Below are 21,733 nucleotides of genomic sequence, written 5' to 3'. Positions count from 1 at the left end.
TACAGGGTAAACAGCATGAAAAAGATCGCACTCTCTCTGATGACGCTGGGTCTGCTGCAGTCGACGGCGGCGCTGGCCACTGCCCCGACGCCGGTGCCGGCGGCGATTGCCGAGCACAGCGGCCCGATCCGTATTGCGGTGATCCGCAACCTGGGGTCTGACGATAACACCACCCAGTTTGTCTCCGGGGCGCTGCAGGAAGGCAAAAAGCTCGGTTTCAAAATCAGCACCTTCCTGAGCAACGGCGATGACGCCAAATTCCAGGACTTCGTCAACCAGGCCATCAGCCAGAAATACGATGGCATTATTCTCTCCCAGGGGCGTGACCCGTATTCCACCGCCCTGGTGAAGAAGGCGGTGGATGCCGGGATCAAAGTGGCGGTGTTCGATACCGCGGTGAGCGGTGAGATCCCCGGGGTGACGGTCAGTCAGCAGGATGACGCGTCGCTGACCGAGCTCTCTTTTGGCCAGTTGGTGAAAGACTTCAACGGCAAGGCCAACATCGTCAAGTTGTGGGTGGCGGGCTTCCCGCCGATGGAGCGCCGTCAGGCGGCTTACCAGACGCTGCTGAAGCAAAATCCGGGGATTAAAGAGCTGGAGTCGATCGGCGCCGTGTCATCCGATGTGCAGGGCGACACTGCCAACAAGGTGGGGGCGATCCTCGCCAAGTATCCGAAAGGGAAAATCGACGCGATCTGGGGCACCTGGGATGCCTTTAGCCAGGGGGCCTATAAAGCGCTGAAAGAGAATGGCCGCACCGAGATCAAACTCTACAGCATTGATATTTCCAACCAGGATCTGCAGCTGATGCGCGAAGCCGGCAGCCCATGGAAGGTGAGCGTGGCGGTGGATCCGAAGCTTATCGGCGCGACCAACGTGCGGCTGATCGCCAATAAGATCGCCGGCGAGCCGACGCCAGCCACCTACGACTTCAAGGCGGCGGCGATCCCGCAGGCGCTGCTGGCGGCCCAGCCGGGGGCGGTGAACGTGGCGTCGCTGGGGAAAATTATCCCTGGCTGGGGCCAGACCGAAGACTTTATCGCGCCGTGGTTCGCGACGCTGGAAGCGAAAAACAAATAAAATCAAGCCGGGTGGCGGTGGGCGGCGGCCTGGTGCCCTCACCCCGGCCCTCTTCCGCAGGGAGAGGGGGAAAAACCATGCCACCGGGCGAGAGGGATCCCCTATGTCAGCATTACCTTCCCCCGAATACAGCCGCAATATGCGGCTGATTGGCCATAGCGATCAGGGCGGTCGTCCGGACGGCGTGCAGCTGATGGTGCACCGCGGATTCGCCTATATCGGCCATATGGTGTCGCAGGGCTTTTCCGTGGTCGATGTTCGCGATCCGACCCGGCCCACCACCGTCAACTATATTGCCGCGCCGCCGGGCACCTGGAACGTGCATCTGCAGGCGCATGACGATCTGCTGCTGGTGATCAACGCCCGGGATCTGTTTGCCGACGCCCGTTTTGCTGATGAGAAGGTCTACTACACCCGCTCGGTGGGCGACACGGTCAGCGATGTGCAGGACAAGGGCTGGAGCGCCGGGCTGCGTATCTTTGATATTTCCACTCCCGCGCAGCCGCGGGAAATCAGTTTCCTGTCGCTTAACGGCATCGGTATTCACCGCATCTGGTACGTCGGCGGCCGCTGGGCGTATGTGTCCGCGCTGATCGACGGTTTTACTGACTACATCTTCCTGACCATCGATCTGGCCGATCCGCGTAAGCCCGAAGTGGCCGGGCGCTGGTGGCTGCCGGGGATGCACCAGGCGGGCGGTGAAACACCGGACTGGCCGCAGGGCAAACGCTATGCGCTGCATCACGCCATTATTGCCGGGGATACCGCCTACGGCAGCTGGCGCGACGGCGGCCTGACGCTGCTGGATGTCAAAGACCGTACCCAGCCGACGCTGATTAGCCATCGCAACTGGAGCCCGCCGTTCGGCGGCGGGACGCATACCGCGCTGCCGCTGCCGGATCGTGACCTGCTGGTGGTGCTTGACGAAGCGGTGCTCGACAATCAGGAGGACGGTGAGAAGCTGATCTGGCTGTTTGATATCCGCGAGCCGGCGAACCCGGTGAGCATCTCGACTTTCCCACAGCCGGATGAAATCGACTATGTGGCGAAAGGGGCGCATTTCGGTCCGCACAACCTGCATGAGAATCGTCCCGGCAGCTTTGTCAGCTCAACGCTGATTTTTGCCACTTATCAGAATGCCGGCGTGCGGGCTTACGATATATCTAACCCGTATCGTCCGCTGGAGACCGGGGCGCTGGTGCCGGCGGCGCCGAAGACGATGATGGATACCCGTCCCGGCCGCCCGCAGGTGATCCAGTCCTGCGATGTGTTTGTCGATGCGCAGGGCATTATCTACAGCACCGATTACAACGGCGGGCTGTCGGTGATTGAGTATCTGGGATGAGGACAAGGTAAACGCAAAATTGTGCTCGCATGTCTGCCGGGTGGCTGCTTTCGCCTTACCCGGCCTACAAAAGACTGCAAGATCAAACCGTCATGCGGTTATCTGTAGGCCCGCGCAAGCGCAGCGCCGCCGGGCAATCCCTGATGATTGCACTTTTTTAGGGTTTGCTCCCTCTCCCTGTGGGAGAGGGTTGGGGTGAGGGCAAGGTAAACGCAAAAAGGCAATGACAATGGCCTTTTTTAGGGTGTGCTCCCTCTCCCTATGGGAGAGGGCCGGGGTGAGGGAAAACAGGCCGCACTCAGCTGTACTGGCGTACCCGCGCCAGCAGCTCGTCGACGCTGTCGATACGCTCGGCCAGCACAATCAGCGCTTTGCCGAGGGTAATGGCGTGGCGCAGGCATTCATGGCGCATGGCGTCGTCCTGGATAGTGTCGATATCCGCGACGTGCGACAGTCCGACGCTGCGGCGGATCAGTTCGCTGCCGCAGAAGCCAACCGCGTCGGCCCAGACTTTCTTCAGAAAGGCGGAAGCGTAGCCGGGGTAAGCCAGCGCCGCGTCGCGGGTTTTCTCCGCCGCCAGCGCCTGGAAGCGTTCGGCGAAGGTGGTCCACAGCTGGTGGATATCGTTCAGTCGCTGCTCGCGTGCGGCGGCGGCGTCGCGAATGCCGAGCTGGCCCGGCAGGCCGCAGTAGTTAAGCAGCAAGTTGCCGATGGCGGTGCCGATATCGAAGCCAATGGGGCCGAAATAGCCGAACTCGGCGTCGATGGCCTTCAGGCTGCCTTCGGCAACGAAGATCGACCCGCTGTGGATATCGCCGTGCAGCAGCGCTTCCGCATGGGCAAAGAAACGATGCTTCAGCGCCGCCACCGCCAGCTTTAGCTGGGCGTCGTCGCGCAGGACGGCAACATCGGCCTCCAGCTCCGCCGGGTAGTTATTACGCTCGTGGATCTGATACGGGTCGTTAAAGAACAGATCCTCGGTGATCTCGCACATCGCCGGGTTACTAAACTGCGCCACCTGCGCTTTTTTCTCGTGGGGATGGAGATAGAAATCGCTGGTGTGGAACAGCACCTGCGCCAGATAGTCGCCAAGCTGGCGGGCCGCCTGCGGGTAGTAGACGTTAGCGATAAGCTCCCCGCGCCAGATGCGGTGGTCGGAAAGATCTTCCATCACCATCACCGCCAGCTCGGGATCAAAGTGATGGATTTTTACCGTGTGCTGCGGACTGTGCTGATAGTGGGCGACCAGGGTCTGCGCTTCCAGACGGGCGCGGTCGAGGGTCAGGGGCCAGGATTCGCCGACACAGCGCACGTAGGGCAGGGCCTGTTTGACGATCGCCCGGCTGACGCCCTGGCGATCGAACACTTTAAACACCAGATTGAGGTTGCCATCGCCCACTTCCTGCGCGCTGACCAGCTCCGATGGGTTGTCGATGCCGGCGAACTGCTGCGCGTAAGCCACGGCATCGTGGGCGGTGAAGGTATGGTATTGCGACATTGCCTCGATCCTCGAATTCTGATTAAGCCGTTCAGACGTCTATACTTCTGGATTCCATCCTGACACAATGTGATACAACAACGCAACAGGGATTTAACGACATGCAGACATTACAGACCACCAGCCTGCGGGTGAGTGAAAATCAGCTTTTTATTCTCGACCAGCAGGCCTTGCCGCAGGAAAAACGCTGGCTGGCGGCGGATAACGTTGCGCTGCTGGTGGACCATATTCATGCCCTGCGGGTGCGCGGCGCGCCGCTGATTGGCCTGTCCGCCAGCCTGCTGCTGGCTCTGCTGGCCCAGCGCGGCCTGAACCGGGATGCACTCCAGCAGGCGCTGGAGACGCTGCGCGCGGCGCGGCCGACGGCGGTCAACCTGATGAATAATCTGGATCGCATGAAGCAGGCGCTGGCCCGGGAGGATTACCCGCAGGCGCTGGAAGCGGAAGCTTTGCGTCTGGTCGAAGAAGATAAACAGTTGTGCGACCGCATCGCTGAGGCGGGCAGTGCGCTGGTGAAGCCCGGCAGTCGACTGCTGACCCATTGCAACACCGGTGGCCTGGCGACCGCCGGGGTAGGGACCGCCCTGGGGGTTATCGCGCTGGCGCACCGGCAGGGAAAGGTGGCCAGCGTGTGGGTCGATGAAACCCGGCCACTGCTGCAGGGCGGACGTTTAACCGCCTGGGAGCTGGGCGAACTGGGCGTGCCGTATCAGTTGATCACCGATTCAATGGCCGCCAGCCTGATGGCGCAGGGGCAGGTGGATGCGGTGTGGGTCGGCGCCGACCGTATCGCTGCCAACGGCGACGTGGCGAATAAAATCGGCACCTATTCCCTGGCGGTTTTGGCCCATTATCACCAGATCCCGTTTTACGTCGCTGCCCCGCAGACCACCCTCGACCGCCATTGCCCGAACGGCGCGGCGATCCCCATTGAGCAGCGCGCGGCGGCGGAAGTGACCGGGGTGGCGGGCAGCTTCGGCGCGGTACAGTGGGCGCCGACGGGGGCTGCCGTTTACAATCCGGCGTTCGACGTCACGCCTGCTGGGCTGGTGAGCGGCTGGGTGCTGGACAGCGGGGTGGTCACCCCGGCGCAGGTCGCCGCCGGGGCGTTTGCGCCGGACAATGGATAGCCGACACCGTGCCGGGCCTGGAAAAAATGGCTTTCCCGGGCCCGGGCAAGCGCTGCATTGCTACGGCAGGACCATGGCTACCGCCGGGGCGGATGACCGGTCGATACGCTGACCGAGGGCGGTAATAGCCGCCTGGAAGGGACACAGCGTACCGACGTCGGTCTGACGGCAGCCCGGCTGACGCCACTCCTGACGCAGCATCGGGTGCTGCGCGTCCGGCGTCTGCAGACGACGCAGGTCGTCGAGGCCTTGCGCCTGGAAATAGACCCGCAGATAGCGTTCCCCGCTCTTCGCGTTGCGCCAGCGCTCCAGCACCAGGCTACTGCCCGGCGGGATATTTCCCCGGCTGTAGCCCGGCAGCTGCCAGCTAAAGTTCATCAGCGTGCGCACCATGGCGATATTGGTGTCATGGGCCACCAGCAGCAGCCAGCGTACGTTCGGATTCGCCTCCGGTTTGACGCCGTCGAGCATGGCGTTGAGCAGCACCGACCCGCGTTTTTGCGCGGTATACAGCACGTCGTTACTGAGATCGTAGTTTTCCGTTAACAGCGGCAGCAGGGCGGTGATCTGCCTGGCCTGGGTGATCTTGCCCCACGCCAGCTGGCTGAGAGGCAGGTTTTCACTCCAGCCGAGACGCAGCGTCTCCACCATATTGGCCATCACGCTCAGTCCGCTAATAGTGGTTTTCCCGCTTTTGCTCTGCTCCACCTGCCAGGGGGTGTCGAAGATCGGGCAGGGTTTATCGGCCTGACAAACCGCCTGTTGCAATAGCTGGATGGCCGGCGCCAGCGCCTGCCGACGCTGCGCCAGATCCCCGGCCTTCTCTTTCACCGCCGCCAGCTGGCGGGCGGGGTCGGTTTGCGTGGCGGCGAACTTATCGGTCTGAAACAGGGGATCGGCATCCCCGCTGACATAATGGATAGCGACGCCGCAGCCGGGGAAGGCGCCATCCACCAGCGCCTGGGCGGTCGCCCGCGTCCGCTGCAGCGGGCTGGCGCGCACGTAAATCGACTCCGCCGTCGGGCATCCCGCCTGCAGCAGGCCGAGCTGGCGATAGTGCTGGCCTTCCTCACGTCCTTTGTTAACCACGGCGGCATAGCCATGGCCGGTGAGCTCGCCGTCATGGGTGGTCCACTCGGTCCACGGTCGGCCGGTGGCGGCCTCGATGGCTTCCCGGTTGCCGGCCGTCGGCGGACGAATACCGTGGCGGCTGAGCTCGACCACTTTCTCCAGCTGCCAGTCCGCGGCGGCGGCAGATTGCAGCGCCAGCAGCGGCAGCGCGCAGGCGATAAACAGGCGTAACAGCCCCTGATGTCTTGCAGGCATCATATCTTCTTCCTTATGCGTTAATCGGTTATGAGGAGAACGAGGTCTGCCGTTCGACGGCATGGCGCCGGGCGACGATGGCGGCAGTGGTAAAACAGAGTAGCGCGGAACCCAGACCGGTACCCACCCAGAACAGCGCCAATGTGCTGAAATCATACAGCGTTTTGCCGTTCTCAAGGATAGCCGTTTTATCAATAATGATCCCGGTGAGAAACTCGCCCAGGCCGGCGCCGGCGTAGCTGGCGATGCCGATGGTGCCGAGCGCGGCCCCGGCGGCTTTGCGCGAGGAGATATCGACGGCGATCAGCCCGCCGAGGAAGCAGGTCAGGGCGCCAATGGTGGCCCCGAAGATAATCATCGCCAGAATATCAGTGTAATAATTGTGCGGCGACCAGAGCATCAGGGCGAAGCCGGCGGTGTTCAACAGGCTGATAAACCCGGCCATCACGCTGCGGTTGCGTGGGAAAAAGCGGTCGGAGAGCATGCCGGCGATGATGGTCCCGGCGATGCCGGCGATGGCGTTGACGCCGATAATCCCGGACGCCTCCAGCGTGGAATAGGCTTTATCCTGCTCGAGAAAGAAGATCCCCCACGAGTTGACGGCGTAGCGGTCGATGTACATAAAGGCGGAGGCGAGGGCGAGGGTCCACAGCGCCGGGTTGCGCAGCGCCAGCAGCTGGTTTTTAAACACTGAGCCGCGGGCTTCGGCCTCCTCCTGCGGTTCATCGCGGATGACGTTGATGGACGGGAAGCCACTGCTCTGCGGCGAATCGTGCATGAACAGCACCAGCAGCACCACCCCGGCGGCGCCGAGCGCGGCGGTGGACAGGTAGCCCATCTGCCAGCCAAATCCGGCGATCACTGCGGCGATCACCATATAGGTCACCGCCTCGCCGATATTATGCGCCGTCGACCAGATACCATAGAAGGTGCCGCGCTCCTTAACGCCGTACCAGCGCGCCAGCGAGACCGCGCAGGGGCCGACGCCCATCGACTGGGCCCAGCCGTTGATCCCCCAGAAGATGGCCAGCAGCAGGGCGTTGGTGGTCATCCCCATCATCAGGTTCATCCCGGCGCTGAGCAATAAACCGAGGCTCATATAGCGCACCACGTTGGCGTGATCGGCGATAAAGCCGTTGACCAGCTTGCCGATGGCGTAGCTGAAGAACAGGGTTGAGCCGATCATGCCCAGCTCCGTCGGGGTGATCCCCAGATCCACCAGCGCGCTTTTGGCGACGGTGAAGGATAACCGGCAGACGTAAAAGGTGACGTAGGCCAGGGTCATGGCGATAAAGGTTTGCCAGCGCACCCGGCGAAAACGCTGTTCATCAAACGCGGCGCCCGCTTTCGGCGGCGACGCCCGGAAAAAAGCGATAATTCCAGACATAGGTGGTTCTCCGCAGGTCGGAGGCCTGACTGATTGATGTGGTTCGTCCGTGAATGAAGTTATCGTTACTGTGTAGAGTACATAATCAGAGATAGCCTGACCCGTAAGGGTTAATGTAAGGGTTGTGGGATCATCTTTTTCAGCTGCGGGTAGAGCGTCTGGCTGGCCAGCAGTAGCGGGTTGCCGCGCTGGATCCCCTCCTGCGCCAGAAAATCGTTGCTGGCGCCGCCCGCTTCGCGCATCAGCACCAGCCCCGGCAGAGCGTCCCACGGGTTCATGTGCGGCTCGTAGTAGCCAATCAACCGGCCCGCCGCCGCCCAGGCGCTCATCAACGCCCCGGAACCGTTGCGGATAAACATGCCGCCGTCGCTGAGCAGCGCCTGCAGAAACGGCAGAAAGTCCGCCGGGGTGACGCGATGCGAGGTGCCGACGCCCATCACGCCCTCTTTGACCGTCGTCGCGGGGTGTGGACGGATCGGGGCGTCGTTGAGCCAGGCGCCATGGCCCCGCAGGGCGTGAAACAGCTCGCGATGGTTGGGGTCGTAGACCACGCCGATGACCGGTTCGCCGTCGGCGACGATCGCCAGCGACAGGCACCAGGTGTGCAGGCCGTTGAGGAAACAGCTGGTGCCATCGATGGGGTCGACCACCCACAGGATCCGGGCGTCGGGCAGGCGGGTACCGCTCTCTTCGCCGAGAAAGCCATCTTGCGGAAACGCGCTCTGAATGCGCTGTTTGACAAAGGCCTCCACCCGTTTGTCGGCCACGCTGACCACATCCTGCAGGTCATCGCCTTTATGGTCGACGGTCAGCGCCTCGCGCTGTTGATAATATTCAAACGCCAGCTCAGCCCCCGCTTTCGCCAGCTCGCAGGCCAGACGGTAGCGGGCCTGTAGCGCTTCTGATTCCTGAGATTGCATAGTGACTCCCTATTTTGCACACGTGTGCATTTTGCGTGAAAAAAACAGCCCCGAAGGGCCGAATGAGTGTGGCCGGGTTTCGCAGAAGATTCTGTGATCGCTCCAGCATAAAATGATTTTTTCATTTCGCACTATGACGAATAATTAGTTTCACCGGCACTTCGCGATGGCGTGAGGGCAGGCTGAAGCGGGCGATCCGCGTCATCAACAGATCCACCGCGTGGTGCGCCAGCAGGGCGGTATTCTGCTGGACGGTGGTGAGCTGATAGGGCTGCCAGTCCGCCTGCGGGATATCGTCAAAACCGACGATGGCCGGCAGCGGGGCGGGGGCGTCCCGCAGGCCATCCAGGGCGCCCAGCGCCAGCATATCGGTGGCGCAGAACAGCGCCTGCACTCCTGGGTTTTCAGCAACCAATTCTCTGGCGGCCTGGTAGCCGGCCTGATAGCCGCCGCCGTCGCAGAAGCGGCTGCTCACCGCCATACCCGACGTCCGGGCGATGAAAGCCTCATAGCGCTGGCGGGTGCTGAAGTTCTCGCGATTTTCGCCAATAAAGCCAACCTGCTGCCAGCCTCGACGACTGAACAGATCCGCCACCAGCTTCGCCCCCTGGGCATTATCGCTGCACACCCGGTCGCAGCCGGCGAGGTCCGCATGGCGGTTGATCAGGGTGACGGGGATCTTGCGCGCCAGATACTCTTCCGCCAGCGACAGCGGCGGCGCGCCGGAGGTGATGATCACCCCGGCGACGTGATAGCTCAGCAGTTGTTTAAGCGAGGGGGCGAGCTGCTGCGGATCGTCAGCGTTCATCAGCAGCGGCATAAAGCCATTGAGCGCCAGCTGATGGACCAGCGGCGCCAGCAGTTTGCTGCGAAACGGGTTGTCGAAACCGGCGGTGACGATGCCGATAAAATTACTGCTGCCAGTGATCATCGTCCGGGCGATGATATTCACCTGATAGCCCAGGGCTTCCGCGGCGCTCAGCACCTTCTGCCGGGTCTTCTCCGACACCGAGGCGCCGGGGGTGAAGGTGCGGGAGACCGCCGAGCGCGAGACGCCGGCCAGTCTGGCCACGTCCTCGGCCTTAATCCATTTTTTATCGCTCATCGTCGTTTCGCGCCGTCTGTTTTCCAGGAAGCCGACGCCCGGGCGGGCGTCGGTCACGCACACTGCCTGAAAAGGTATCACAGAAAGGCGCCGACGCGCAGCGCCTTGCGCCTTATGCCGGGTAGCGGATGTGCTCCACCTCACGCTGCAAAATCACCTTGCCGTGGCGAATGGAGGTCAGCACCCGTGCCTGACGACGGACGGCCTCGTAGTCGTTTTCCGCATCGAGGATCAGCAGGTTCGCCGGGCGGCCTTCGGCGAGGCCGTAGTTATCGCCCAGACACAGCGCCCGGGCGCTGTTGTCGGTGACGAAGTCGAGGCAGCGCTGCAGATCGTCATAGCCGAGCATATGGCAGATGTGCAGCCCGGCATCCAGAATGCGCAGGATATTGCCGTTCCCCAGCGGGTACCACGGATCCTGAATCGAGTCCTGGGCAAAGCAGACGTTGATGCCGGCGCGATCCAGCTCCGCCACCCGGGTGACGCCGCGCCGTTTCGGCCAGTTGTCAAACCGGCCCTGCAGATGAATGCTTTCGGTCGGGCAGGAGATGAAGTTGATGCCCGAGGCTTTCAGCAGGCGAAACAGCTTTGAGCAGTAGGCGTTATCATAAGAGCCCATCGCGCAGGTGTGGCTGGCGGTGACCTGCGCCCCCATGCCGCGCACCCGCGCCTCCTCCGCCAGTACTTCAAGGAAACGCGATTGCGGATCGTCGATTTCATCGCAGTGGACATCCACCAGGCGGCCGTAACGCTGGGCGAGGTCCATCAAAAACATCACCGAGCTGACCCCTTTGTCGCGGGTGTTCTCATAGTGCGGAATGCCGCCCACCACGTCGGCGCCCATCTCGATGGCGCGGGTCATGAGTCCGCGGCCGTCGGGGTACGATTCGATTCCCTCCTGCGGGAAGGCGACAATCTGCAGATCGATAAGATCGGCGGCCTCTTGTTTCACCGCCAGCAGCGCCTTCAGGGCCGCCAGCGACGGATCGGTGACATCCACATGGGTCCGGACGTGCTGGACGCCGAAGTCGCGCAGCATGCCGATGGTTTTCAGCGCCCGCTGGCGGGTGTCCTCCGGGGTAATACTCGCTTTGCGCTGGCTCCAGCGGGTGATGCCTTCAAACAGGGTGCCGCTGCGGTTCCACTCCGGCTCGCCCGCGGTGAGGGTGGCGTCAAGATGGATATGCGGCTCGACGAAGGGCGGGATCGCCAGCCGGCCCTGGGCGTCGATATCCCCGGCGTCGGCACTCTGCATCGCGGCCTGGGCGGAGATGCGGTGAATCATCCCGTCCTGCAGGTCAAGAGTAAACAGCGCCTCCTGGCGGCGCAGGCGAGCGTTAATAATTTTCATGGTGGGTCCTGTAAATGGTTTTGCGATAAACGCCAGATCACCAGCGCGACCGAGGCGTTGAGATGAAACTGGGGGTGGCTGACCGGGTAGCCGGTCAGTTTTTCAATACGCTGGATGCGCTGATGCAATGTGTTGCGATGCAGGCCCAGCCGGTCGGCGGCCCGCACCACGTTGCCGTTCTCCTGCAGCAGCGTCTCGAGGGTCTCCAGCAGCAGCCATGGCGCTTTGCGGCCCGGCTCGATCAGGCAGCCCAGGGTGTCGTGCATAAAATCGTTGAGCAGCGCCGGGTCGCTGACCGCGGACAGCAATTTGATAAACCCCAACTGCTGATAGTCGCTGATACGCTGGGTCGGCCGCAGGGTATCGCACAGATCCAGCGCCTGGCGCGCCTGCGACAGCGCCCGCGGGTAACCCTGCAGCTGCCTGACCGGTGCGGAGAGGCCGCAGAGCAGCGACAAACCCTCCTCTCCGTCCGCCAGCGCCTGCAGCCACTGCTGCAGCCATTTTTTCTGCTGAAAGCCTTCCCCCTCCTCATCCGGCAGCAGGAAAAGAAACATATTGCTGCGCTCCAGCAGCGGGAAGGGGTTGCCCTGCTGGTTGAGCTGCTGCTGCAGCTGCTGACGCACGCTGCGGTGGGCCTGCAGCAGCCAGGCTTCGGCCTGCTCGGGCGGGAACTGGCGAAACAGGCGGGACAGCCCCTCCAGACGCAGCGCCGCCAGCCGCAGCGGACGGGTAAAATCGAGCTGCTGATGGAGGGCGCGCTGATGGAGCATCTGCAGATCCGGATAGTCGCCGGTGACCAGCTGCATCAGAATGTCGCGCTGTGACTGCAGGGCGTTTTCACTGCGGACCAGCGCGGTGCCGATGCGCTCGGTGACAATTACCATCTTCAGCAGGTAGGGCTGCTCAATCAGCGGAATGCCCAGCTCGTCGGCAAGGGCGATCAGCGTGGCGGGAATGGCGTGGATATAGGCCTCGCCGGTGAGGATCACCATCCCGGCGATGCCGCGCTGTTTTCCCTCCATCAGCAACTGGATCAGGTTGGCTTCATCACGGGGATGGTTGATGCCGGTAATAAAGACCAGCTCGCCGCCCATGATCCACTCGGCGATATGTTCATTTTCCGCCACGTAGTACCAGCGTACGGCCCGCTGCAGCCCTTGCTTTCCCGCCCGCAGACGCAGGGCGGAGAGTCCCTCAAGGGCCAGCAGTTCGCTGACCGTCAGGCTCATGGCTCCTGCTCCGCGACGGCGGCAGGCTGGCGTTTGCTTAGCAGGCTCAGGACGATATAGACCAGCGCGGAGACGGTGATCCCCACCAGCGGCGCGATCCACGGTGACAGATAGGCCACCACCGCGCCGGCGGCGTAGGCGCCGAGTCCCAGCCAGTTAAAACGCGGCAGGCGGGCGTTCTGCAGCAGGGGATAGCGCCCGCCGCGGGCGAACCAGTAGTCGGCGAGGATCACCCCGCCAATGGGCGGAATAATACTGCCCAGCAGCACAAGGAAGGGGATCAGCATTTCATACATACCGCCAATAGCGAGCACAATGCCCACCCCGGCGGCGGCGATGGTTAGCGTCCGGCGACGTTCGCTGCGCAGCAGATGGCAGGCGGCGGCGGAGACGTTATAGATGGTGGGTCCCTGAATGGTCAGCAGGTTGAGACACAGCATGATCACCGCGGCGACCGACAGCCCCTGCAGGATCAGGACTTCCACAATATCGGCCTGTTGATAAACGATGGCGCACCAGGCGCCGGCGACGATCATCAGCCCGTTGCCGATGAGGAAGCTGCCCATGCTGGCGAGAATGGCGGTCCGGCTGGAGTTAGCCAGCCGGGTCCAGTTCGTCGCCTGGGTGGCGCCGCTGGCGAAGGTCCCGAAGACCATGGTGATGGCCGCCGACCAGGTCATGGTGTCGCTCGGGGCAATATGGGTCATCGCCTGCCAACCGCCGGCGTGGTGCAGCGCCAGATACATGGAGACCATCAGCAGCACAAACATCAATGGCACCGACAGGCGCGACAGCGCGTCCAGTCCCTTGTAGCCAACCAGCGCGGTGACGCAGAACAAAATACCAAACAGCACCATCAACGGCTGGGTCAGCGCCTCGGGCAGGGCGAGGATCTTCACCAGCGAGATAGCGACCGTGGCGGTGCCCCAGGCGTACCAGCCCAGTTCGGCAAAGCCAAGAATAAAGTCGGCCAGCTTGCTGCCGATCTCCCCGAAGCAGAACCGGCCCATCAGCACCGTATTCAGGCCGCTGCGCGCGGCGATCCAGCCCAGCGACGCGGCATAGAGGGCCAGCAAGGCGTTGCCGATGACGGCTATCCACAGCAGATTGACGATGGAAAAGGAGACGCCGAGTTTGCCGCCGGCAAACATCGTGCCGGTGAAAAAGGTAAAGCTGAACAACACCATGGCGATGGAAAATACGCCTTTGCGTCCGGCGGCGGGCGCTTCGACGAGGGGAAAATCATTGCTGTTTGACATCCTGGAACCTCTGGCTGGTAGATGGGCGGTGATAGCCGGAAGTAGCAAAAGATGTGCCAGGAAAAACCGGGCACGGGGAATATCACAGGATGTGCACAGTGCACAGTAATGAGGAGGTAAAGAGGAGGAGATGCCATTTTAGTGGGCATCCTGCCATGTTTTGCACCAGTCCAGGGCAGAAGAGGGCGGCGAGCGCATCCCTGGCGCAGGAGGAGAATTTCAGCCAGGGCGATCCGCCAGTTTTTGGCCAGCGAGTAGTGGAGAATAGCGGTGTACTGAAAACGGTTGGTTAAATCACTGTGAATAAAGGTTATTTAATATGCATTTATGGTATAACCATTTGTCTTGTGTGTGTTTCCTGAAATATTGTCCCCTCCGGTTAGCGGTGTTAGTATCGGATAAATAGCCATTTAGACGGCTAAATAAATCATCGCTAACCTAAGGAACTGCTATGTGGCAAGAAAGACTCGCGCAACTGGTCACCACCTGTCATTGGATCGGCGCGAAAGGCTGGGCGCCGGCGACCGGCGGCAATATGTCGGTGCGTCAGGATGACACCTGGTGCTGGCTAAGCGAGTCGGGCCGCGACAAAGGCAGCCTGACGACCGAGGATTTTCTGCAGGTTGAGATCGCCACCAACCAGGCGCCTTCCGGACGGAAGCCGTCGGCCGAGACCGGCCTGCACACCCTGGTGTATCGCCTGTTCCCGGAAGCCAATGTGGTGCTGCATGTGCATACCGTCAACGCCACCGTGCTGTCGCGCATCGAAAAAAGCGACACGCTGGCGCTGCAGGGGTATGAAATGCAGAAAACCCTTAGCGGGCAGCACAGCCATCTCGATACTGTTCCGGTCGCCATCTTTGATAATGACCAGGATATTGACGCCCTGGCGGCGCGGATTGCCGATTATGCGCAAACGCGCCCGCTGCGCTACGGCTTTCTGCTGCGCGGCCACGGCCTGACCTGCTGGGGGAAAGATATTCAGGAGGCCCGCCGTCAACTGGAGGGGCTGGAGTTCCTGTTCGAGTGCGAGCTGATGCGCCGCCGCTACGAGCCCTGAGCCGGAGCAGGTATGGATTTTTATCTTGGGATCGATATCGGCACCTCGCGGGTGAAAGCGGTGCTGTTTGATCAGCATTTCACCGCCTGCGCCAGCGCCGCGGAAAACACCTCACCCCGTCTGTCGGCCAATGGCTACGCGGAACAGGATATGACCCAGCTGTGGCATTCGGTGCTGGCTATTCTGCGCCAGATTGCCCGCCACCCGGCGCTGCAGGCGGGGCGGCTGCGGGCCATCGGCCTCGCCGGGCAAGGGGAGGGGGTCTGGCTCAGCGATGAGCAGGGTGAACCGGTGGGCCCGGGGATCCTGTGGAGCGATACCCGCAGCCACGAGCTGATGAGCGACCTGCTGCGCCGACCCGGCTTCGACCGCCGCTATTTCGCCGATACCGGCACCCACCTGCAGCCCTGCAATACCAGCCTGCAGCTGTACTGGCTGAAACACTATCAGCCGGCGCAGCTGGCGGCCGCGCGCTATCTGTTTTTCGCCAAGGACTGGATCCGCTTTCGCCTGACCGGCGTGGCGGCGCTGGAGTTGACGGACGCCAGCAGCTCGTTACTCAATCAGCAGACCGGCAGCTGGTCCTCGGTGGTGATGAACGAGATGGGGCTGAACGAACTGCTGCCGCTGTTTCCCCCGCTGCTGGCCCCGGATGCTCCGGCCGGCACGCTGAGCGATGCGGTGGCGGCGCTGACCGGGCTGCCCGCCGCGACGCCGGTGGCCGCCGGGGCGCTGGATGTCTGTAGCGCCGCGCTGGGCTGCGGCGCGGTCAACGAAGGGGATATCTACACGATCCTCGGCACTACCTGCTGCACCGGGATCGTCTGCCGCGGCCCGCAGACGGTGAACGAGGCGACGCGCTTTGTCACCCATACCGAAGCCGGGCAGGTGATCTCGCTGTTTCCGATGCAGGCCGGTACGCCAAACATTGACTGGCTGCAGCAGCATATTTCGCTGGACGCCGATCTGGATCGGCTGGAGCAGGCGATCGCGGAGGTGGAGCCAGGCAGCGGCGGCGTCTTCTGGCAGCCGTACCTCAATGGCGAACGTGCGCCGTTTTACAGCCCGGACGCGCGGGCCGGCTTTTTCGGCATTAGCCCGCACACCACCCGCGCCGAACTGCAGCGCGCGGTGTTTGAAGGCCTGGCCTTCGCCATTGTCGATGCGCTACAGGGTTATCCGCAGGGCGGCGAGCTGTATCTGACCGGCGGCGGCGCAGCCTCGGCGACCTGGCTGCAGATTATCGCCGACTGTACCGGGCGTACGGTGGTCTCCAGCGCCTTTAACGAACTGAGCGCGCGCGGCGCGGCGATTCTGGCGGCCCGCAGCGTCGCGGCGCTGGCCGAGACGCCTCCGCTGGCGCAGACCCGCTATCAGCCGCGCCCTCAGGCGCATGCCCGCTACGCGGCGCTGTATCCCGTTTACCGCCTGCTGCGTGAGCAGATGCTGCCGGTATGGCAGGCCAGACAGGCCGCCCTTCAATCTTTTTCTCAGGACCGACAACCATGAAAATCGTTTTTACCGCCGAGCATGCTGGCGACCTTAGCGCCTTCCACCAGCTGGGCGAGCTGCTGGTGGAGGGATGGGCGCTGGGCAAACCGAAACTTAGCGCCGGTCAGCTGATTGAGCTAGCCCATGACGCCGAGGTGCTGGTGACCAGCTATGATGAGGTGACAGACGCGGTAATGGCCGCCTGTCCGCGCCTGCAGGTGATCGCCTGTACTCGCGCGAATCCGGTGAATATTGATACCCAGGCCGCCCAGGCGCGCGGCATCCGGGTGCTCTACACCCCGGGGCGCAATGCCGATGCCGCTGCGGAGCTGACGCTTGGCCTGATGCTCAGCCTGGCGCGCCATATTCCGCAATCCCATGCGGCGCTGAAGCGGGGGGAATTCACGCAGGCTGACAATGCCGCCGCCGCCACCCAGCAGGGTCTGCGGCGGGATGTGGTCTGGGACGTGAGCCCGGAAAGCCCCTATGAAGTGTTTAAAGGCAGTGAACTGCGCAATAAAACGCTGGGGCTGGTGGGGTATGGCAACATTGGCCGCCGGGTGGCGCGTATCGCCCGGGCGTTCGGCATGGCGGTGTTGGTGGTGGATCCGTTCGTCGCCGCAGAGGATATCAATGAGCCAGGGCTACAGAAAACGACCCTGGAGGCGCTGTTCCGCGAGGCGGATATCGTCAGCCTGCATCTGAGCAGCGGGCCGCACAGTGACGGGCTGGTGAATGCGGCGCTGTTAAACAGCATGAAGCCCGGCGCGCTGCTGATCAATACCTCTCGCGCGGCGGTGGTCGACGAGGCGGCGCTGATTGATGCCCTGCGTCACGGCCCGCTGGGCGGCGCGGCGCTGGATGTCTATCACCGCGAACCGCTGTGGCGCGATCATCCTTTTGTCACCGAGTTCGATAACGTGATTATCACGCCGCATATCGCCGGAGCCACCCGGGAGAGTATCGCCAAACACACGGCGATGATTGCCGCCGATCTTCAGCGCTATGTCGCCGGGGAGCCGCTGCTGTACCAGTGGCGTTAAGCCGCTTGCGCCGCTGCGGCGGCGCGGGCCCGGCGTCAGGGGCGATGGGCCGCCATAAAAGCCTGGGTCTGTTCCCAGTCCACTACCCCGGCATCCGATCCCATCCCGGTCGCCACCAGCGCGGCCACCGCCGAGGCGACGTCACACGCTGCTTTCACGCTGAGTCCGCGCGCCAGCGCGGCAATAAACCCGCCGCAGTAGCTGTCGCCGCAGCCGGTGGTATCCACTGCCTCGACCGGCCACGGCGCAATATGCTCCAGCGCGCCATCGCGACGGATAAGCCAGGAGCCGTTCTCGCCGTCTTTCAGAATGCAGGTGCCCACGCCGAGCGCCAGGAAGAAGCGGCCGATGGCCTCCGGCTGCGTCTCGCCGGAGAGAAAGGCGGCTTCCTCCAGCGAAGGCATGAAATAATCCACCGACGGCAACAGGGGCCGCAGTAGTTCGAGGGTGTCTTCATTCGGGGCGATAAGGTCAAAGCTGGTGGTGACTCCGCGTGCTTTAGCCGCCTGCAACAGCCGCGCGCTCTGTCCCTGGTCCATTGCCGCCAGCAGTCCGGTCCCGCCGTGATGCAGGAAACGACAGTCGAGGACGGCGTCAAATTCCGTTTCACTGACGAACAGGGCATCGGATGCGCCCCGGCAATGCAGGGCCGGACGCTCGCCGTTGGGGCGAATCGGCAGGATCGTCGCCGAGGTCTCTTTCAGCGCGGTGCGCTGGATAAGCGAGCAGTCGATGCCCAGCCGGGCATAGCTGGCGAGGATAAAGTCGGCCTTTTCATCTTCACCCAGGCAGGCCACCGCTGCGGTGCGGATCCCCAGCTTCGCGGCGTTAATATTGGCCCCGGCGGCGGTGCCGGCGGGGTTGAGGCGAATTTGCTCAATAAAGGCGACGCCGCCGCGCGGCGGTATCGCCACCACCGGGCGCCCGGCGATATCCAGAATAGTCAGGCCGACAAACACGGCGTCAAAGGTTGCCATCGTTCTCCCGTTTAGCGATGCGTTTGGCGCAGGCGCGCCTGCCAGAAGGAAAGGGCGAGGGCCACCACCAGAATCACGCCGACCAGCGCGTCCTTCACCAGATAATTGAGCCCCATCAGGTTCAGGCCATTATCAATAATGGCAAGGAACAGCACGCCGCCGAGGGTGCCAAGGATGCTGACCCGGCCCAGACGATTAAAGGCGGTGCCGATAAATACTGCCGCAATGGCGTCCATCAGGTAAGACTGCCCGGCCAGCGGGGTAAACTGCCGCAGGTTGGCGGAGAGGATCACCCCGCCGACGGCACAGAGCGCCGAGGCGGCCACCAGCACGCCGAGCATGGTCAGGCGATCGCGGATCCCGGCGATGCGCGCTGCTTCGCTGTTCTGACCGATGGCGCGGACATATTTGCCCCACAGCGTGCGCTCGGTGACCAGCCAGGCCACCAGCCACAGCGCCAGCACAATCACCACCGGCGTGGGGATCCCACCAAGGCTGCCCACTGCCAGATCGTGATATTCCGGCGCCATCCGCCGATAAGCTATCGCGCCGCCGCCGTCGGTATAGATGCGCTCGGCGCTGCTGGCGATAAACCAGGTGCCGAGCGTGGCGAGGAAGGGGCGGATCCGGCAGATGAGGATCAGAAAGGCATTGAGCAGGCCAATCAGGACGCCGCCAAGCAGGGCGCAGCCCACCGCGGCCTGCCACGGCAGATGCCAGGTTTTCAGGGCGACGAGGGCGAAGGCGGCGCCGAAATCGAGCGCAACGCCCACCGACAGATCAATCGCCCCGGCGCTGACGATCAGGGTCATCGCCATCGCCACAATCAGCAGGATCGCGCTGCCCTGCAGCAGGTTGGCCCAGTTATCCACGGTTAAAAATACCGGATTCGCCCAGCCAAACAGGGCGATGGCCAGCAGGGTGATGACGCCAAATCCGGCCCGCGATAGCCAGGCCAGCGGGCTGCTGGCCGTCTGTTCTGTCGGGGCAGGGGTTTTCAGGGTGATTTGGCTCATGCCTCGCCTCCTTTGTGTCTGACCGCCGATGCCGCCAGCACCACCAGGATCAGGCCGCCTTTAATGGCGCCCATCCAGAAGATATTGACTCCCAGCAGGCCGAGCCCGTTAGAGAGGGCGTTGACCAGAATTGCCCCCAGCAGCGCCCCCCAGATGGTGACCACCCGACGGCGCGAGAAGGCGGCGCCGATAAAGGTCGCCAGCACGGTTTCCAGCAGCAGCGGCGTGGCCGTCCCGCTGGAACTGCCGGAGCCCTGGCTGAGCAGCGGCAGAATAGCCAGCCCGGCGGCAATGCCCGCTAACAGCCAGACCAGCAGGGTCAAGCGGCGCACGTTCAGGCCGCTCATCTGCGCCATATCGCGATTGCCGCCCACCGCCTGCACATGCTGGCCGAAGCGGGAGTGGTGGAGCAGGAACTGGAACAGGATAAACACCCCCAGCAGATAGATCAGCGGCCAGGGCAGGCCCAGCACGCTGTTATCGCGAAAGGCGACCATCAGCGGATCGCTGACCGCGATGCGCCGCTGGCCGGTCAACAGATCTGTCAGGCCGGTAAACGCCACGGAGGTCGAGAGGGTGGCTAGCAGCGGCGGCAGGCCGGCCGCCAGCACCAGGAAGCCGTTGATCGCCCCGCAGAGCAGGCAAACCGCCGCCAGCAGCGCCAGCAGCAGGAGGTACGGCGTGTGCCATTCGGCCAGACCGAGGCTGAGCAGCGCGACGCCGAGCACCGCCGTCGCCGGCAGGGAGAGGTCGATGCCGCCGGAGACCACGTCATCCCCGCCCACGGCGATAACGCAGACCAGGCCGAAACAGAGGATCGCCAGCGGAACGCTCTGGACCAGCATCAGGCTGATATTTTGCCAGCTGAGAAAGTAGGGAGACTGTACGCTCAGCCATACCAGCAGCGCCAGAAACAGGATCAGGGGAAATTTTTCAATCAGCGTCGCCAGGCCCGGACGGCCGCGACGCTGGATAGCGGTACTCATAGTGAAGGCTCCTGTCCGCCGTTGATCGCCACCAGCAGGGCGTCCAGCGTTAGCCCGCGGGTGGGCAGATTGGCCGCCAGCGTGCCGCGCCAGAGGACCAGGATCCGGTCGCATAGTCCGAGCAGTTCGGGGGCGTCGCTGGAGGAGACCAGCACCGCCCGTCCTTTATCGGCCAGCTGGCGCGTCCGTTGATAAATATCGCGACGGGCGCCGATATCGACCCCAAGGGTGGGTTCATCGAGAATAAACAGCCGGGCATCGGTGCCGAGCCAGCGGGCGAGGATCGCTTTTTGCTGGTTGCCGCCGCTCATGTAGCGTACTGGCAGCGCCGGGCGTCCCGGGCGGATCGCCAGCTGTTCTATCCAGTCGCGCGCTTTCTGCTCGGCGATACCCCGCCGCTCCCAGCCAAAGGTAGCGGTCTCCGGCAGTGAGGCGAGATTAATATTGTCGGCGGTGGTGAAGGGCAGGATCAGCCCCTGATGGCGGCGGTCGCGTGGCACCAGCGCCATGCCGGCGCGGATCGCCTGCTTCGGCGTACGAATGCGCCGCGGCTGGCCGTCGAGGTGGATCGTACCGCGTTCTGCCGGGCGTAAGCCGTAGAGTAAGTCGACCAGCACATCGCGTCCGGCGCCCAGCAGGCCGGCGACGCCGACGATTTCGCCCGGCTGAATATCAAAAGAGAGATCCTGCAGCTGCCGCCCGTCGCTCAGCTGGCGCACCGAGAGCAGCGGGGCCGCCCCGGTGTCTGCCGCCGGGTGCTGGCGCGGGGTATACAGCTGGTCGATTTCCCGGCCGACCATCATGGCGATCAGCGCCTCGGTATTCTGCAGCAGGTCGCGGTCCGGGTAACCGACCACTTCCCCGTTACGCAGCACGGTGCCGCGGTCGCAGAGGGTAGCTATCTCATTGAGGTCGTGGGAAATATACAGAATGGCAATGCCCTGGTCGCGCAGGCGAAGGATGGCGGAGGAGACCAGACTGGCCTCCTGCGCCTCCAGGGGGGCGGTGGGCTCGTCGAACACCACCAGCCGCGCCGCGCCGTCGATCAGCGCGCGGGCAATCTGCACCAGCTTGCGCTCGGCCAGGCTCAGGTCGCGCACCAGCCGTTCGGGGTCGATCGCCAACTGCCAGTTTTGCTGGAAAAATTGCGCCGTGGCGGCCTTCATCCGTCGGCGATCCAGCGCCCCCCAGCGGGTGCGATACTCCTGGCCGAGAAACACCGATTCCGCGACGGTAAAGTGCGGGATCAGGTTAAGCTCCTGGTGAATGACGCGAATGCCGGCGGCTTCAATGGCTGCCGGATTGCCGAGGGGCAGCGGGTGACCGTCGAGGGTCGCGCTGCCGCTGTCAGCCTGATAGACGCCGGCGAGGATTTTAATCAGCGTCGATTTACCGGCGCCGTTCTCGCCAATCAGGCCATGAATTTCCCCCGGATTGAGGCGCAGGGTGACTGAATTAAGCGCCGTAACGCTGGCAAAACGTTTGCCGATCTGGTCCATGACCAGACCCGCGGCGGGGCGCTCCCCG

General features: G+C 63.2%; 18 protein-coding genes. 6 read left to right on the top strand and 12 right to left on the bottom strand.

The window, feature by feature from the left end; genetic code table 11:
• Positions 1–15: 15 nt before the first annotated feature.
• Both R0140_RS20010 and R0140_RS20005 read left to right on the top strand, forming a co-directional pair.
• Entirely contained in the window at positions 16–1,080 is a 1,065-nt protein-coding gene (locus R0140_RS20010; protein WP_008805596.1) for a sugar ABC transporter substrate-binding protein, read from the top strand.
• Between the two features lie 103 nt (positions 1,081–1,183).
• The gene (locus R0140_RS20005) at positions 1,184–2,425 is read left to right on the top strand and encodes an LVIVD repeat-containing protein (RefSeq protein ID WP_022065143.1); all 1,242 of its coding nucleotides are present in this window, start codon (positions 1,184–1,186) and stop codon (positions 2,423–2,425) included.
• 298 nt (positions 2,426–2,723) lie between these two features.
• On the opposite strand, the gene mtnK is transcribed toward R0140_RS20005, so the two are convergent.
• Positions 2,724–3,923 (bottom strand): S-methyl-5-thioribose kinase, encoded by a 1,200-nt coding sequence (gene mtnK, locus R0140_RS20000; protein WP_016160472.1) that lies wholly within the window; start codon positions 3,921–3,923, stop codon positions 2,724–2,726.
• A gap of 101 nt (positions 3,924–4,024) precedes the next feature.
• Between mtnK and mtnA the strand changes: the two genes are divergently transcribed.
• The gene (gene mtnA, locus R0140_RS19995; protein WP_023322216.1) at positions 4,025–5,053 is read left to right on the top strand and encodes an S-methyl-5-thioribose-1-phosphate isomerase; all 1,029 of its coding nucleotides are present in this window, start codon (positions 4,025–4,027) and stop codon (positions 5,051–5,053) included.
• Between the two features lie 60 nt (positions 5,054–5,113).
• On the opposite strand, the gene R0140_RS19990 is transcribed toward mtnA, so the two are convergent.
• From R0140_RS19990 to codB, 7 genes are all read right to left on the bottom strand, one after another.
• The gene (locus tag R0140_RS19990) at positions 5,114–6,382 is read right to left on the bottom strand and encodes a histidine phosphatase family protein (protein WP_008805600.1); all 1,269 of its coding nucleotides are present in this window, start codon (positions 6,380–6,382) and stop codon (positions 5,114–5,116) included.
• A 25-nt stretch (positions 6,383–6,407) separates the two neighbouring features.
• Positions 6,408–7,766 carry an MFS transporter gene (locus tag R0140_RS19985; protein WP_008805601.1) on the bottom strand — a complete coding sequence of 453 codons (1,359 nt, stop codon included), beginning with the start codon at positions 7,764–7,766 and terminating at the stop codon, positions 6,408–6,410.
• A 110-nt stretch (positions 7,767–7,876) separates the two neighbouring features.
• Positions 7,877–8,686: an inositol monophosphatase family protein gene (locus R0140_RS19980; RefSeq protein WP_023287364.1), complete on the bottom strand. Its 810-nt coding sequence runs from the start codon at positions 8,684–8,686 to the stop codon at positions 7,877–7,879.
• Between the two features lie 121 nt (positions 8,687–8,807).
• Entirely contained in the window at positions 8,808–9,758 is a 951-nt protein-coding gene (locus tag R0140_RS19975; RefSeq protein ID WP_162494476.1) for a LacI family DNA-binding transcriptional regulator, read from the bottom strand.
• A gap of 145 nt (positions 9,759–9,903) precedes the next feature.
• Complete coding sequence (gene codA, locus R0140_RS19970; protein WP_317703881.1) at positions 9,904–11,142, bottom strand: cytosine deaminase; 1,239 nt, start codon at positions 11,140–11,142, stop codon at positions 9,904–9,906.
• Positions 11,139–12,374: a PucR family transcriptional regulator gene (locus R0140_RS19965; RefSeq protein WP_012542475.1), complete on the bottom strand. Its 1,236-nt coding sequence runs from the start codon at positions 12,372–12,374 to the stop codon at positions 11,139–11,141. Before R0140_RS19965 ends, codA begins: the two co-directional genes overlap by 4 nt.
• Complete coding sequence (codB, locus tag R0140_RS19960) at positions 12,371–13,633, bottom strand: cytosine permease (protein ID WP_023339778.1); 1,263 nt, start codon at positions 13,631–13,633, stop codon at positions 12,371–12,373. The genes R0140_RS19965 and codB overlap by 4 nt, the downstream gene beginning before the upstream one ends.
• 451 nt (positions 13,634–14,084) lie before the next feature.
• Between codB and R0140_RS19955 the strand changes: the two genes are divergently transcribed.
• From R0140_RS19955 to R0140_RS19945, 3 genes are read left to right on the top strand one after another with little or no spacing between them, the layout of a single operon-like run.
• The gene (locus R0140_RS19955; RefSeq protein ID WP_008805607.1) at positions 14,085–14,693 is read left to right on the top strand and encodes a methylthioribulose 1-phosphate dehydratase; all 609 of its coding nucleotides are present in this window, start codon (positions 14,085–14,087) and stop codon (positions 14,691–14,693) included.
• A 12-nt stretch (positions 14,694–14,705) separates the two neighbouring features.
• Positions 14,706–16,202, top strand: coding sequence for an FGGY-family carbohydrate kinase (locus R0140_RS19950; protein WP_317703880.1), 1,497 nt, complete (start codon positions 14,706–14,708; stop codon positions 16,200–16,202).
• Complete coding sequence (locus tag R0140_RS19945) at positions 16,199–17,227, top strand: 2-hydroxyacid dehydrogenase (protein ID WP_012542472.1); 1,029 nt, start codon at positions 16,199–16,201, stop codon at positions 17,225–17,227. Before R0140_RS19950 ends, R0140_RS19945 begins: the two co-directional genes overlap by 4 nt.
• A gap of 35 nt (positions 17,228–17,262) precedes the next feature.
• On the opposite strand, the gene R0140_RS19940 is transcribed toward R0140_RS19945, so the two are convergent.
• The 4 genes from R0140_RS19940 to R0140_RS19925 are packed head-to-tail and all read right to left on the bottom strand — an operon-like array spanning position 17,263 to position 21,705.
• Positions 17,263–18,204 (bottom strand): carbohydrate kinase family protein, encoded by a 942-nt coding sequence (locus R0140_RS19940; RefSeq protein WP_008805609.1) that lies wholly within the window; start codon positions 18,202–18,204, stop codon positions 17,263–17,265.
• 11 nt (positions 18,205–18,215) lie between these two features.
• Entirely contained in the window at positions 18,216–19,220 is a 1,005-nt protein-coding gene (locus R0140_RS19935) for an ABC transporter permease (protein WP_008805610.1), read from the bottom strand.
• Positions 19,217–20,206, bottom strand: coding sequence for an ABC transporter permease (locus R0140_RS19930; RefSeq protein ID WP_008805611.1), 990 nt, complete (start codon positions 20,204–20,206; stop codon positions 19,217–19,219). The genes R0140_RS19935 and R0140_RS19930 overlap by 4 nt, the downstream gene beginning before the upstream one ends.
• Complete coding sequence (locus R0140_RS19925) at positions 20,203–21,705, bottom strand: sugar ABC transporter ATP-binding protein (RefSeq protein ID WP_317704062.1); 1,503 nt, start codon at positions 21,703–21,705, stop codon at positions 20,203–20,205. The genes R0140_RS19930 and R0140_RS19925 overlap by 4 nt, the downstream gene beginning before the upstream one ends.
• Between the last annotated feature and the right edge of the window lie 28 nt (positions 21,706–21,733).

This window comes from Klebsiella sp. w6 (genome assembly GCF_033100215.1).
In the GTDB taxonomy this organism is placed as follows: domain Bacteria; phylum Pseudomonadota; class Gammaproteobacteria; order Enterobacterales; family Enterobacteriaceae; genus Klebsiella; species Klebsiella variicola.
Note: the sequence above shows the minus strand (reverse complement) of the source record. Positions and strands in the feature narration are given on the sequence as shown.